8 protein-coding genes are annotated in these 14,759 nt (G+C 74.1%); 1 reads left to right on the top strand and 7 read right to left on the bottom strand.

What is annotated here, in order from left to right; all coding sequences use genetic code 11:
• Positions 1 to 7: 7 nt before the first annotated feature.
• From WMF11_RS14875 to WMF11_RS14855, 5 genes are read right to left on the bottom strand one after another with little or no spacing between them, the layout of a single operon-like run.
• Positions 8 to 2,371 (bottom strand): HEAT repeat domain-containing protein, encoded by a 2,364-nt coding sequence (locus WMF11_RS14875; RefSeq protein WP_437977913.1) that lies wholly within the window; start codon positions 2,369 to 2,371, stop codon positions 8 to 10.
• Complete coding sequence (locus tag WMF11_RS14870; protein ID WP_437977912.1) at positions 2,368 to 4,917, bottom strand: methyl-accepting chemotaxis protein; 2,550 nt, start codon at positions 4,915 to 4,917, stop codon at positions 2,368 to 2,370. The genes WMF11_RS14875 and WMF11_RS14870 overlap by 4 nt, the downstream gene beginning before the upstream one ends.
• On the bottom strand, positions 4,907 to 5,344 hold the full coding sequence (locus WMF11_RS14865) for a chemotaxis protein CheW (protein WP_437977911.1): 438 nt from the start codon (positions 5,342 to 5,344) through the stop codon (positions 4,907 to 4,909). Before WMF11_RS14865 ends, WMF11_RS14870 begins: the two co-directional genes overlap by 11 nt.
• On the bottom strand, positions 5,341 to 7,515 hold the full coding sequence (locus tag WMF11_RS14860) for a chemotaxis protein CheA (RefSeq protein WP_437977910.1): 2,175 nt from the start codon (positions 7,513 to 7,515) through the stop codon (positions 5,341 to 5,343). The genes WMF11_RS14865 and WMF11_RS14860 overlap by 4 nt, the downstream gene beginning before the upstream one ends.
• A gap of 4 nt (positions 7,516 to 7,519) precedes the next feature.
• Entirely contained in the window at positions 7,520 to 7,903 is a 384-nt protein-coding gene (locus WMF11_RS14855; RefSeq protein ID WP_437746092.1) for a response regulator transcription factor, read from the bottom strand.
• 531 nt (positions 7,904 to 8,434) lie between these two features.
• Here WMF11_RS14855 and WMF11_RS14850 point away from each other — a divergent pair.
• On the top strand, positions 8,435 to 10,966 hold the full coding sequence (locus tag WMF11_RS14850; protein ID WP_437977909.1) for a hybrid sensor histidine kinase/response regulator: 2,532 nt from the start codon (positions 8,435 to 8,437) through the stop codon (positions 10,964 to 10,966).
• A gap of 72 nt (positions 10,967 to 11,038) precedes the next feature.
• Here WMF11_RS14850 and WMF11_RS14845 read toward each other — a convergent pair whose 3' ends face one another.
• Together WMF11_RS14845 and WMF11_RS14840 are read right to left on the bottom strand one after the other, a co-directional pair.
• Positions 11,039 to 11,419, bottom strand: coding sequence for a response regulator (locus tag WMF11_RS14845; protein WP_437552478.1), 381 nt, complete (start codon positions 11,417 to 11,419; stop codon positions 11,039 to 11,041).
• A gap of 85 nt (positions 11,420 to 11,504) precedes the next feature.
• Positions 11,505 to 14,660, bottom strand: a complete 3,156-nt coding sequence (locus tag WMF11_RS14840; protein WP_437977908.1) for an ATP-binding protein — start codon at positions 14,658 to 14,660, stop codon at positions 11,505 to 11,507.
• Positions 14,661 to 14,759: the final 99 nt, after the last annotated feature.

The following is a 14,759-nucleotide window of genomic DNA, read 5'->3' as shown; positions in this document are numbered from 1 at the left end:
CACGGGATCAGGCCCACTGCGCGAGGACGGACGCGGACACGCGCCGCACCTCGGGATCTGGATCGGTCCGCGCGGCGCGCTCGACCGCCGCGAAGCCCTCGCGGGTGGCCACCGCGGCGAGCGTCGTGGCGGCCGCCTTCCGCGCCGGCGCGCGCGGCAGCCGGAGCGCCTCGAGGAGCGCGGCGTGCGCCCCGGGGAGCCGCATCCGCGCGAGCGCCGCGGTCAGGAGCGGCGAGAGCTCGTCGTCCGCCGTCCCCAGCGCGTCGAGGATGCCCTCGATCCGGCCCGGCACGGGCGTCGAGAGCGCGGCGAGGAGCGGCCCCTGCGCCCGCGACGTGACCAGCAGCGCGACCAGGGTCCTCGTCGCCTCGACGCCGGGCCGCCCGGCGATGAAGCTGGTCGCGGCCGCCCGCACGCTCTCGTCCGAGTCGCTCGCCGCCCGCACGAGCGCGGGCAGGACCTCGGGCGACGAGAAGCCGGAGATGGCCGAGACCGCGACCAGCCGGGTCGCCACGTCCGTGGACGAGAGCGCGTCGAGCAACGTCGGCAGCGACACCTCCCGCCCGGCGATGCCGAGCCCGATCAGCGCCGACCGCCGCATGTCCGTGTCGCCGTCCCGGGCCGCCTGCTCCAGCGCCGCGAGCGCGAGATCACCCTTGATCCCCGACAGCGCCTCGATCGCCGCCACGCGCACCTGGCCGCTCTCGTCCCGGAGCCGCTCGGCGATGACCCCCGCCGCCGCCTCCCACCCGAGCTTCCCCAGCGACTGGCAGGCGTAGTACCGGACCCACGCGTCGCCGTCGCGGAGCCCCGCGAGGAGCGCGCCGATCACGCGAGGATCCCGGCGCGACTGCCCGAGCGCCCGCATCGCCACGGCCCGGATCCGCGCCGTGGGTTCGGCCGCGACCTCGACGAGCGCGTCGAGCGCCGCCGGCGCCGCGAGGGACGCGAGGCCATGGATTGCCTGCTCGCGCGCCCGCACGTCGGGGTCGCAGAGGCTGTCGAGGAAGACCGGCAGCGCCGACGGAGGCGCGAGGTGCCCGAGGATCCGGAGGGCCGTCCGCCGCGCGGCCGGGGCCCCGTCGCGGGCCGCGGCGAGCGCGAGCGCCTCGACGTCCGGGCCGCCGATGCCCTGGATCGCGGCCGTCGCGGCGTGGACCACGCGGGGGCTCGGGTCGTCGAGGAGCTGGAACAGCGCGCGCGCCGAGCCGGGCTCCGCGATGCGCGCGAGCGCGTCGCACGCCGCCGCGCGGACCTCCGCGTCCGGATCGGCGAGGCAGCGCTCCACGTCGCCCGCGGCCGCGACGCCCCGGACGAGCGGCAGGAGCAGGAGCCTGCGCGCGCTGTCGCCGTCGCGCAGCGCCGCGAGCACCCGCGGGTCCGCGCTCCGCGAGAGCTGACCGAGCGCCTCCGCGGCGGCGCTCGCGACGGGAGGATCGGCGTCGAGCAGGCGCGTCAGCTCGAGCAGGGCCTCCTCGCCCCCGATCGCGCCGAGCACGCTGCAGAGGGCGGCCTGCTCGGCCGGATCCGCGCCCGCGAGGCTCTGGGAGAGCCGCCGCGCCACGCCGGGCGCCGGCGCCTCGCTCCGGAGCGCCTCGTCGATCGGCGCGACCGTCGCGTAGCGCTCGCGGTACCGCTCGCGCAGCTCGGCGAGCGCCGCCGCGGCGACACGCACGACGCCATCGCTCGGCCGCCCGAGGAGGCGCACCAGCGGCGCCACGGCGCCGCGGCTGCCGGTGCGGCCGAGCGCCCGCGCCGCCTCGAGCACGTAGCGCGGATCCTCGAGGAGGACCGCCAGCGGGTCGGTCGCGCGCGGGTCGCCGCTCCGGCCCAGCACGTCGATCGCCGGGAAGACACGGAAGAAATTTCCACTCGATACGGCATCCACGAGCGAGTCGACCGCGGACCTGCCGCCGACCCGGCCGAGCGCCTCGATCGCGGCGACCGCGACGTTGTCGTCGGGGTGCGACGTGAGCTCCGCGAGCCGGGAGACGGCCTTCGCGCTGCCGCGGCGGCCGAGGATCTGCGCCGCGTCGGCGACGAGCGCGGGGCGAGGATCCAGGGTCAGCGCGAGCACGGCGGCGTCGACCTCGCCCAGCGACGCGACGAGCGCGTCGACCGCGGCGGCGATGCGCGCCTCGCTGTCGCGCCGTGCAGAGAGGCACGCGCAGAGCGGGTGGACCGCCGCGTCGCCGAGCGCGGCGAGCGACGCGACGACGGCCCGCCGCACGGTCCAGCTCGGATCCGCGAGCATCTCGACGAGCTCAGGCACCCCCGGGGGCCCCGAGGCGGCGAGCCGCTCGACCCGCTCGACGCGCAGCCGCTCCGCGTCCGAGATGGCGAGCGTGGGCGCGGGTCGACGAGCGATCATGCTGTCTCCGGCGGCGTGGGGTGCTGCGTCCCGTTCGCCTTGATGTGGGCGACGGCGTGGGCGAACGTCGCGACGACGCCCGCGACCGCGTCCGCGTGCTCCGCGCTCGCCTGCCGGATCCTGCCGAGCTGCTCGAGCACCTGGCCTGCGTCGCTCGCGATCGCGCCGGTGTCCCTCGCGTGCCTGGCCGTGGAGGCGAGCAGCTCCCGGACCGGGTCGCGCAGCCGCGAGAGCGAGGCGGCGTGCTGCTCGCTCCGGGTCGAGAGCTCGCCGATCCCCTTCTCGGCGGCCTGGAGCGACGACGTGTGCCGGTTCGCGCCCGACGCGAGGGCCATGCTCGCCTCCGCCTGATCGGCCACGGCCCGCGCCGCCTGCCTGGCGATCCGGCGCACGGACTCCCCCTCTTTTGCCAGGGCCGCCGTCGCCTTGCCCTGGTCCGCCGTCGCGGCGGTCACCGCCGCCGCGAGCCGCGCGACCTGGCGGGCGGACGCCTCCAGCTGCTTCGCGGCCCGCGCCTGCTCGCCGATGCTACGCGCCGACTGGACCGACACCCGCCGGATGTCGTCCATCGCTCGTGCGATCTCGGTCGCGCCGCCCGCCTGCTCCGCGAGGCCGGCGACCATGCGCTGCGACGCGCCCGTGACGTCCTGCGTGAGCGCCGTGATCCCGGCCAGGGTGCGGGTCTGCTCGACCATGGCGGCGTTGGTCTGCTGGGTCAGCGCGCGCATCTGCGCGGCGACCTTGGCCAGCTGCAACGCCCCCGTCGCCTGCTCGTCCATCGCCCGCGACACGCGCTCGGCGGTGGACGTGAGCTGCGCGTTCGCCTTCACGGATTCCCGCAGCGCGCGCGCCTGCTCGGCGGTCGCGTCCTTCGTCTGCCGGGCCATGCGCCGCATCTCCGCGCTGCCCTGCGCGAGCGCCTGGATCGCCTTGGTCTGCTCGACCGCGGAGCGCGCGACCGCCTTGCCCTCGTCGCTCATGCGCGACGCGGTCTGGGTCAGGGAGGCCACCGCCTGCACCTGCTCCGCGTTCGCCCGGTCGATGTCGCGGATCGAGCGGCCGAGCTCCTCGACCCCCTGCAGGATGGACGCGAGCGCCCGATCGGCGTCGCTCGCCAGCCGGGTCCCCTCGTCCGCGACCTTCACGCCCTCGCTCGAGGCGGCCACCGCCTCCCGGGCGCTCGCCTGGAGCGCGCGGACGATCTTGGCGATCTCGGCGCTCGAGACGGCGGCCCGATCGGCGAGGTTGCGGATCTCCTCGGCGACGACGGCGAAGCCGCGGCCGTGCTCCCCCGCGCGCGCGGCCTCGATGCTGGCGTTGAGCGAGAGGAGGTTCGTGCGGTCGGCGATCAGGTTGATCGTCTGGACGATGTCGCCGATCTCCTCCGCCCGCTTGCCCATCTCCTTCATGACCGACGCGGAGTCGGCCATCGCCTGCCGGATGCTCCCGAGCCCGGCGATGGACCGGCCGACCGTCGCGGCGCCCTGGCGCGCGGTCGCGACCCCCTGCTCGGCGGTCGCGCGCGCGGTCTCGACGATGGCGACGATCCGCCGCGTCGAGGCCTCGACCTGCGACGACGTGGCGGCGTTGCCGGCCGCGAGCCCGCTGATCTGCTCGGCGCTCTGCGCGGCCTGCTGCGCGGCCCGCGCGAGCTGCTCGGCGGCGACCGCGTTGGCCTCGATGGTCGCCGCGTTCTTCTCGGCGGTGGCCGCGACCTCCTCGACCGAGCTCGCGATCTCCGTGATCGTGCTCGCGGTCGTCGACGCGCTCGCGTCGAGCGCCTTCGCGCTGTCGGCCACCCCGCGGATCGACCGCGCCATCTGCTCGGCGGTCGCCGCGGTCTCCTCGACCGCGCTCGCCATCTCGGTCGCGTCCTTCGCGACGCGATCGAGGGAGCCGCTCACGCCCACGACGGCCCCGGCCATGCTCGAGATCTGCGCCCCGACCCCCTTGGCGTCGGCCGAGAGGCGCGCGACGCCCTTCGACATCTCCTCGATGGTGGCCCCGATCTGCTCGATGGCCGCGGCGCTGCTCTCGCCGCGGACCGCCGCCTCGTCGGCCGATCCGCTCGTCACGGAGACCGCGCTGAGGAGCTCCTCGCTGGAGGACGCGAGCTCCTCGGCGCTGGCGCTCACCGCCTTCACCGAGCGGGCGATCTCCTCGAGCGCGACCGCGGTCGTGTCCGCCGAGGCGGCGAGCGCGTCGGCGTCGCCCTTCACGCTGGCGAGCGCGGGGGCGAGCGCGCCGATGCCGCCCGCCATGCCCTCGGTCCCCCTCACGGCCTCGATGATGGCGTCGCCCACCCGCTGCCCGGAGCGGGCGAGCGCCTGCGCGGCCACCCCAGCCTCCTCGATCTCGCCCGCGAGCGCCCCCGCCATGGCTCCCTGCTCCTTGCCGGAGGCGGCCTGCTCGGCGCCGAGGGCGGCGAGCCGCGCGGCCGCCTGCTCGACGCCGGCGACGGTCGCGACCGCCTGGCGGAGCGCGCGCTCGGTCTGCTCCGCCCGCGCGAGCGCGCCGTCGATGTCCGCGATTGCATCAGATGCCATGATCCTGCTCCTCACCGATGATCCTGCCGACGTCGACGAGCATGACGAGGCGCTCCCCGAGCTTCGCGACGGCCCTGACGAACCCGGCGCTCTCCTCCGCCATGACCTCGGGGGGCGGCCTCAGCTCGCCCTCGGCGATGTTGACGACCTCGCGCGCGCTGTCCACCAGGAGGCCCACGGTGCGGCCGCCGTGCTGGACGACGATGACGCGCGAGTCCAGCGTCGGCTCCGCGCTCGGGAGCCCGAAGCGGACGCGCAGATCCACGACCGGGACCACGCGGCCCCGGATCTGCACCAGGCCGCCGACGTACGATCGCGCCCCCGGCACCCGGGTCGCCCCGGCGAACGACTCCATGTGGAGCACGTCCGCCGCCGAGATGATGTACTCGGTGTCCGCCACCTTCAGGACCACGTGCAGATCGCTCACGAGGCCCACCGGACGAGCGCGCCGCGACCGCCGCGGCCAGCGGAGAGCCTGCCGCTGAGGGTCACGAGGTCGAGGACGAGCGTGGGGCGCCCGTCGCCGAGATCCGTCGAGCCAGACACGCCCGGCACCCGGACGAGCGGGTCCTCGAGCGGCCGCACGACCACCTCCTGCTGGCCGATCACGCGGGTCACGCCGAACGCGAAGGGCGCGCCGTGGCGACGAACGACGAGCGCCCTGCGCGCCGGCGAGGCCCCGAGCTCGAAGAGGGCGCCGAGGTCGACGAGGGGCACGACCTCGCCGCGGCGCTCGATCAACATGGTCCCGCCCCGCGCTTCGCCCACGGCTGGCAGCATCGTCCCGCCCCGCGCTTCGCCCACGGCTGGCAGCATCGTCCCGCCCCGCGCTTCGCCCGGCGCTGGCAACATCGTCCCGCCCCGCGCTTCGCCCAGGCCTGGCAACATCGTCCCGCCCCGCGCTTGGCCAGGCGCTGGGCCGCGGAGGATGCGCGCGGCGTCGATCTCGATGACCTCCTCGACGCCCGCGACGGGCGTCACGAACAGCTGGTCACCGCACAGGAAGGAGAAGGCGTCCACGATGGTCAACGTGAGCGGGATCCGGAGGGTGAAGGTGGTGCCGGCGCCGGGCGACGTGCTCACCGAGAGCTCGCCGCTGAGCTGCTCCACCGCGATGCGGCGCACGATGTCCATCCCGAGCCCGCGGCCGCTGGTCTTCGTCGCCTGATCGAGCGTCGACAGCCCGGGGAGCGTGATGAGGTCGAGCAGCGCCGCCTCGCTCTCGGGCGCGGGGCGGCCGGCCCGCCTCGCGACCAGCGCGCGATCGATGCCGCGGCCGTCGTCGGCGACGCCGAGCTCGAGCTGGTTGCTGGAGCGCTCGAAGCAGGAGACCCGGACGACGCCCTCCTCGGGCTTGCCGAGGCGCCGCCGCTCGGCGGGCGGCTCGATCGCGTGATCGACGGCGTTGCGGAGCAGGTGCACGATCGCAGGGAAGACGCGCTCCGCGACCGCCTTGTCGAGCTCGGCCTTGCCGGCGTCGATCTCGAGCCGGACCTGCTTGCCGGTCGCGCGTCCGAGGCCGCGGACGACGAGCGGCACGCGCTCGAGGAGCTCCGCCACGGAGATCATGCGCGCGCGCATGATGGCGCCGCGGAGGTCGCGCAGCGTCCGGTCGTGCTCGCGCAGGATCTCCGACAGATCGCGGGTGTCGACCCCGCGGGCGCGCAGCTCGGCGGCCGCCCGAGCGAGCCGGAACCGCGTCACGACCAGCGCCGAGAGCTTGTCGAGCGCGTCGTCGAGGCGCGCCACCTCGACGCGGACGACGCCTCGGAGCTGGGGCTCCCGGTCCGCCGGCTCGTCCGGCTCGCGCTCCGCCAGCGCCGCGACGGCCGGCGGGACGGGGGGCTCCACGGTGAGCGCGCGGACGCCATCCGCCGCCGCCGCGCGCGCGACCTCCTCGTCGGGCGCGCTCGTGAGGACGAGGAGCGCGAAGACGATGCCGCCCGGCGCCCCATCGCTGGCCGGCACCGAGAGCGGGACGACCTTGACGATCTCGGCGAGCTTGCCGACGCGCTCGCGGACGGTCGTGATGTTCACCCCCTCGGCGGTGCGCGCCGGCGAGGGGACGAAGTCGACCCGCAGCGCGCGCCGCCCGCCGGCCACGCCCTGCGCGAGCTGCACCCGCTCGCCAGGCCCGAGCTTCGCGAGGATCTCGGGATCGGCGCCGATGGTCGGCACGGGCGGCGTCGGCGCGGCGGCGAGATCGAGCGCGGTGAGCGCGGCGAGGAGCTCGGGCGCCGCCGGCAGCACCGGCTTGCCCTCGGCGAGGGCCCGCGCCCGCTCCTCGATGGACCGGAGCCCGCGGAGCAGGACCTCGATCGACAAGGCGGAGAGGCTCCCGGCCGCCCGGTCCGCCGCCCGGAGCACGGTCTCCATCGCGTGGGCGAGATCCACGATCGGCTCCACGCCGACCATGGCGGAGAGGCCCTTGATGGTGTGAAGGGCGCGGAAGAGCTCCCGGATCGCCTTGGGGCTCGACTCGCCGGCGCGGAGGGCCGCCTCGACGGCGAGGAGGTTGGCCATCGACGCGGAGAGGTGCTCTTCCACCTCGACGAGGTAGCCGGCCACGAACTCGTTCACATCGAGCGCGCCGCCCATCCGGTCATCCGGCGCTGGCGCCGTTGTCCTGCAGGAGCGCGCGCACGCTGGCCAGGATGGCGTCGGGAGTGAAGGGCTTCGTCATGAACTCGGACGCCCCCGCGGCGAGCGTGCGGACGCGGGACTCCTCATCACCCCGGGTCGTCACCACCAGGATCGGCAGGCTCCGCAGCCTGTCTTGACCCCGGATGAACTCGATCACCTCGAGTCCCCCGATATCGGGCATATTCAGGTCGAGCACCACGAGATCGAACGGCCTGAGCGAGAGCGTCTCAATCGCCTCAAGCCCGCTCGCCGCGTGCGCGAACCCGTGCTGCTCTGCCCGGAGGCAGGCCACCACCATCTCACGCATCACCCGGCTGTCATCGACGACGAGGATCTCTGCCACAGCGGTACTCGATCGGGGGAATAGCCTTTCCGAATCCGGGGTGTCAATCGCGCTTGTGCGTCCGTGGGAGAATCAGGGAACTCCCGTCAGACACGTCCCGAGCTGCGGATGCGACGCTCGGGTGAGCAGCGCGCAGCGGCCATGCGCTGCCCGCGCGTAGAGGACCCGGTGCGCCAGCGAACGTCGGCGGGCGCGAACGCCACGACAGACGTCGATGGAACCCGGCGAGCGTTGCGTGATGCATGGCGCAATGACCAGAGGCAACCTGACGCGACCAGAGGCAACCTGACGCGACCAGAGGCAACCTGACGCGACCAGAGGCGACCAGAAGCAACCGACGCAGACAGGCAGAAGAGGGCGACAGGGCGCGCCTTTCATCGTATTAGGCTTGCATCGTCGCGGGCTCTCCCTCAGATGAGACTGGGCGGTAAAGATGCTTGCGGAACCAACACGTTTCCGCGTCCCGTCCCATCCCGAGAGGCGCCGCCCTGTGGCGAACTGCCTCACGGCCCCTGCTGCTCCTGGAGAACCATGAATCGGCCAATGACGATGGACTTCGTGCTCGCCGACGTCGCGCGCGATGCGAACGGCCCGCCCCGGCGCCCGGCGCCGGCCGCGGGGCGAGGCGTCCGGGAGGGGGGCATGGAGCCGCCGCCGAGCGAGCACGCGCAGCGCGGGGTGGTGTGGATCCTCGACGATTCGTTGCTGGAGGCCGAGATGGCCGCGCGCGCCCTCGCGCCAGGGTACGAGGTCCAGATCTTCACGGACGCCGCCGCGATGCTCGAGCGCGTGGCGGGGGGCGATCTGCCGGATGTCCTCGTGCTCGACCAGGTGATGCCGAGCATGTCCGGCACCGAGATCTGTGGCCTCTTGCGGTCGCGCGCCGCCACGGTCGGGCTCCCGATCCTCATCCTGACCGTGGCCGGGCAGGAGGAGGACCTCGTCGAGGGGCTCACCGCGGGCGCCGACGACTACGTGGTCAAGCCCTGCCCGGCGGCCGCGCTGTCGGCGCGCGTCGGCGCGCTCCTTCGCTCGAAGCGGCTCCGCGAGCGGGCCGAGCGGGCCGAGCGGATCGCGGCGGTGGAGCGCGATCTGCTGCAGGCGCTCATCGAGCAGAGCGGCGACGGCATCATGGCCGCGGACGCGCGCGGGGCGCTCCGCATCTGCAACGGCGAGGCCCAGCGGCAGCACGGGGTGTACGCGAGCGACGCGCGCGACGCGCTCCGGACCCGCGGGCTGCTCGCGCTGGACGGCCGGCCGCTGCGCCCCGACGAGGACCCGCTCCACCGCGCGCTCCGGGGCGAGAAGGTCGAGAACGCGCGCTGGCTCGTCACGCGCCCGGACGGCTCCATCCGCGCCCTCGCCGGGACGGCATCGCCGCTCAGGCACGCCGACGGCTCGCCCGCGGGCGCCGTGCTGATCACCCGCGACGAGACCGACGCGATCGAGGCGGAGCGGGCGCTCCGGGACAGCGAGGAGCGCTATCGCGTGATCATCAGCGCGCTCGAGGAGGGCATCACGCTCCAGGACGAGCGCGGCGTCATCCGCACCGCGAACGCGAGCGCCGAGCGGATCCTGGGCCTGCCCATGGCCCAGCTCGTCGGGTCCACGATGCTGGGCCCGTCGTGCCGGCTCGTCCGCGAGGACGGCTCGACGTTCCCTTTCGAGATGGTCCCCTCGCAGATCGCGCTGCGGACCGGCGCGCCCCAGTCGAGCGTCCTCCTCGGGCTGGAGCGGCAGGGCGGCTCGGTCCTGTGGCTGTCGGTGAACGCGCAGCCGCTCCGCGGCGCGGACGGCTCGGTGGCCGGCGTCGTCTCCTCGTTCTTCGACATCACGGCGCGAAAGCGCGCGGAGGAGGAGCGGCAAGACCTGCTCGCCGCGGCGCAGTCCGCCCGGCGGGAGGCCGAGGCCGCGAGCCACCTGAAGGACGAGTTCCTGGCGACGATGAGCCACGAGCTCCGCACGCCGCTCACGGCGGTCCTCGGCTGGGTCCGGATGCTGCGCACCGGCAAGCTCCCCGACGAGCGCCGCGACAAGGCGCTGGAGACGGTGGAGCGCAACGCCCAGGCGCAGGCGCAGCTCATCGACGATCTGCTCGACATCTCGCGCATCATGGCCGGCAAGCTCCGGCTGGACGTCCATCCGATCGAGCTCGCGCCGGTGATCGACGCCGCCCTCGAGGTCGTGCGGCCGGCCGCCGACGCCAAGGGGGTGCGGCTCCAGTCGCACCTCGAGCCCGGCGTGGGCGCCGTCGCGGGCGACGCGGGCCGGCTGCAGCAGGTCGTCTGGAACCTGCTCAACAACGCGGTGAAGTTCACGCCGCGGGGCGGCGTGGTGCGCATCCGGCTCGATCGCGCCGACGGGTCCGCCGAGATCACCGTGTCCGACACCGGCCAGGGCATCGAGCCCGCGTTCTTGCCTTACGTGTTCGAGCAGTTCCGGCAGGCCGAGAGCGGCACGACCCGCAGGCACGGCGGCCTGGGCCTCGGGCTCACGATCGTGAAGAGCCTCGTGGAGATGCACGGCGGCACGGCCCACGCGCTGAGCGACGGGGAGGGTCGGGGCGCCACGTTCGTCGTCCAGCTGCCGCTCGCGGCGCCGCCGAGCCACGACCGGGGGCGCCGGCTGGCGCCGCTGCCGTCCGTCTCCTCCGGGAGCGACCGCCCGCCGGAGCTCGCGGCGCTGAACGTGCTCGTGGTCGAGGACGAGGACGACACGCGCGAGCTCCTCGTCACGATGCTCGAGCAGTGCGGCGCGCGCGTGACGGCCGTGTCGTCCGCGGCCGAGGCGCTGCTCGCGGTGAAGGCGCTGCAGCCCGACGTGCTCGTGTCCGACGTCGCGATGCCCGGCGAGGACGGCTACGTGCTGATCCGCAAGATCCGCGCGCTCCCGGCGGCGAGCGGGGGGCGGACCCCGGCGATCGCGCTCACCGCCTATGCGCGCACGGAAGATCGCATGCGCGCCTTGCGAGCAGGGTTCAACACCCATGTCCCGAAACCCATCGAGCCGGCGGAGCTGCTCGCGGTGCTCACGACCATGTGCGGATCGAGGGCGGGCTCCTAGGCCGCCTGCGGCGCGCGATCGCGCGATCGCGCCATCGCGCCGCTCGCACGATCGGCGCGGCGCGCCGCCGGCTCACCCCCTCCGGCAGCTCCGCTCGATGGTGTCCATCAGCTTCAGCACGTCGAACGGCTTGCTGAGGATCGCGTCCGCGTCGATGCCGGCGCGCTCCGTCGCGCCGCGCGCGGTCATCACCACGGTGGGCGTGGCGGCGAGCGTCGGGTCGCGCTTCTGCTCGGCGCGAAACTGGAACCCATCCATGACCGGCATCATCAGGTCGAGCAGGACGAGCGCGATGGACGAGGGGTCGTCCCGCAGGCATGCGAGGGCCTCGCGCCCGTTCGCGGCGCAGGCGACCGCATACCCCTCCTCTTCCAGGAGCTCGCTCAACGTCCTGCGGATCGCCGCGTCGTCATCGACGATCAGGATGCGCTTGCTGGGACGGCTCGTCGTCATGCGCACTCGCTCCCTTCGCAGGGTGACAGCGACCAGGGCGCCACGACCTCGGGCCGGCCCGCGGGGCCCCCTCGCGCCGGGCGCCTCAGGCGCCCTCGAATCCCGGCAGACCCTGCCGGCCCGAGGCCCGAGGGCCGGCGAGCGGCAGGGTCACCTTGAAGGTCGAGCCCTCTCCCAGGACCGAGCTCACCTCGATCGAACCCTCCAGCGCTTCGACCACCTGCATCGTGATGTAGAGCCCCATGCCCAGGCCGCCATAGTGCCGCGCCGACACGGCGCGCTCGAACCGCCCGAAGATCCGGCCGATGTGCTCCTGCGCGATCCCGATGCCGTGGTCCGCGATCGTCAACGTGGCCATCGAGCCCGTCGAGGCGACGGTGATCTCTATCGGGTTTCCCTGACCATATTTGAGCGCGTTCGAGACGAGGTTCTCGACGACCTGCTCGAGCCGCACCCGATCCCAGCTCCCTGCGGCGTCGTCCGCCGCGCTCACGGTGACCCGCGAGCCCGCCTCCGCGATCTCGCCGCCCTCCTGGAAGCGAGACACCACCTGCCGGACGATGTCCGACAGCCGGACTTGCTCGAGCTCCAGGGCGAGGCGCCCCGCGGAGATGCGGGAGATGTCGAGGAGGTTCTCGACGAGCCGCCTCAGCCGCTCGCTCTGCCGGCGAACGAGCCCGAGCCTGTCCATGAGCCACGGGAGGCGCTCCCTGTCGGGGCACAGCTCGGGCGCGCGGCGCATCAGGGTCTGGATCTGCAGCGCGAGCGGGGTGAGCGGCGTCTTCAGCTCGTGGGAGGCGATCGAGAGGAACTCGTCCCGCAGCGCGATCGCGCTCTGCGCGTCCCTGTACAGGCGCGCGTTGTCCACCGCGAGCGCGCAGCGGCGCCCGAGCTCCTCCGCCGCCGCGAGGTCCGCCTGGCTGTACCGGCGCTCGGATCGCACGACCATGAAGGTCAGCGTCCCGAAGAGCCGCCCGCGCCGCGCCAGCGGGACGCACATGAACGAGTGCGCCCCGATGGCCCGTATCACCCGGAGGTGCTCCTCGTTCTGCGCGATGGCGCGCATCTGCTCGTCCGTGAAGTGCTCGACGAGCACCGACCTCTGCTCGAGGAGCACCTTGGTCGGCGGGTGCTCCGGGTTGCCGTCGAGCTTGGGCGCGAAGCGCTTCGCCTCCTCGGCCACGGCGGCGAGCGAAGGGTCCGAGTGCGCCACGCCGACCCGCCGGAAGGCGCCGTCCTCCTCGTCGAGCGCGTCGACGACGCAGAAGTCGGCGAGGACAGGCACCGCGAGCTGCGCCACCCGCGCGAGCGTCGTGGAATAGTCGAGAGACTCGGCCAGCACCACGCTCGCCGCGTCCAGGAAGCGGGGCAGCTCCTGCGCGCGCTCCCGCTCCGCGGCCTCGACCGCGCGCCGCCGCATCCGCGCCATCTCGATCTGCGTCCGGACGCGGGCGAGGAGCTCGCGCGGCGAGAACGGCTTCACCAGGTAATCGTCCGCCCCCGTGTCGAGGCCCTCGACGACGGCGTCCTCCCCCGCCCGGGCGGACACGAGCACCACGGGGACGCTGCTCGTCCTCGGATCCGCGCGGAGCTCCCGGAGGAGCGCGACGCCGTCGAGCTCGGGCATCATCACGTCGCTCACAACGAGGTCGGGCGGGCGCGCGAGCGCGGCCTCGAGGGCCGCCCGCCCGTCCGAGGCCGCCTCCACGCTCCACCTCGGCGTGAGCAGGTGGACGAGGTACTCGCGCATGTCCGCGTTGTCGTCGGCGACGAGGATCCGGCCCTCTCCGCCGCCCGGGGCGATCTGCGCGGGCGCGGCGTCGGCGCGCGGCTCCGGGCCCGCGGGCGCCGCTCCTTCGCGCCCGGGTGACTGGGGTGAAGACCACTGGGACGCCTCGAGCACGTGGAGGCTCGCGCTCGCCGCCGAGGGCGCCGGCTCCCCGGCGGCGACCACGCGCTCCGGCGAGAGGTGCGCGCGGCCCCTCGGGATCGCCACGGTGAACGCGCTCCCCTGCCCCACCGCGCTCGAGGCGCGCAGCGAGCCCCCGTGCGCCTTGACGAGCTCCTGGACGAGGGAGAGCCCGATCCCGGTGCCCTCGATGCTCCGGCTGCGCGCGCCGTGCACGCGGTGGAACCGCTCGAAGATGCGCGGGAGCTCCTCCGAGGGGATCCCGGTGCCTGTGTCGCGCACCGTCAGCTCGACGTGGTCCGGGTGAGCGCGCAGCGAGACCGCGATCTCCCCCTCGAACGTGAACTTGAAGGCGTTCGAGAGGAGGTTCATGACGACCTTCTCCCATTGCGCCGCGTCGACGTAGACGGGCTCGGGCAGCGGCGGGCAGTCCACGACGAGCGACAGCCCCGCGCCCTCGATCAGCGAGCGGAAGGAGCTCGCGAGCTCCGCCGTGAGCCGCGCGAGATCGGTGGGCGCGAACGACGTCTGGAGCCTCCCCGCCTCGATGCGGGAGAAATCGAGCAGCGTATTCACGAGCCGGAGGAGCCGGAGCGTGCTCCGGTGGGCCGCGGCGAGGCCGTCGCCCCCGAGAGACCCCGCCGGGCTCGACAGCGCGTCCTCGACGCGCCCGAGGATAAGGGTGAGCGGGGTGCGGAACTCGTGGCTCACGTTGGCCACGAACTCCGTCTTGAGGCGGTCGAGCGTCGCGAGCTCGTCCCGGTGCTGCGCGACCTCGCGCTCGAGCCGCCGCTGCTCGGTGACGTCCCGCCCCTCGGCGATCATGAAGACGACCTTGCCCAGCCGATCCTTCACGGGGTTCAGGTTGAAATCGATCGTGATGCGCTTCTCACCTTCGTTCCCCCCGAGGACCTCCACGTCGTACCTGACGAACTCGCCGCGCGCCGCGCGCCGAACAGCGTCCTTCAGGCGCTCCTGGATCTCCGGCGAGCCCTGCCACCAGCGGCACTCCCAGAAGGGCACGCCGTGCACCTCCCTCCGCTCCACGCCGGCGCCGCTGGTCGAGGTGTGGTTCGACTCCCAGCTCGTACCGTGGGCGTCGAGGAGGCCGAAGAACTGGAAAGAGCTGTTCATCGCGACCCGCGCCGCGAGGAGCCGCATCAGCCCCGACTCGCGGCCAGGGCTTGCGCGGGCGAGCTCCTGCTTCAGGAGCTCGGTGTCCCAGAGGAGATGTTCTTCGGAGTCGTCCACAGGTCGCACGATCGCGAGATCTTCCAGGCATTCGATGAAGTCGCGCCCTTCTGCGCGCTCCTCGCTCGACCGCTGTTTCATCCCTTCTCGCATCACGCTCGCGGCTGCTCGAGGCAGAGAACAGCTCATCCTGAAGCGCTTAGTGGAGATCGCCGACCACGCAAGGGCCGAGCGGCAACC

Origin of the sequence: Sorangium sp. So ce295, from assembly GCF_051527405.1 — a bacterium.
In the GTDB taxonomy this organism is placed as follows: Bacteria; Myxococcota_A; Polyangia; order Polyangiales; family Polyangiaceae; genus Sorangium; species Sorangium cellulosum_B.
This window is presented reverse-complemented; position numbering and strand designations above follow the sequence as displayed.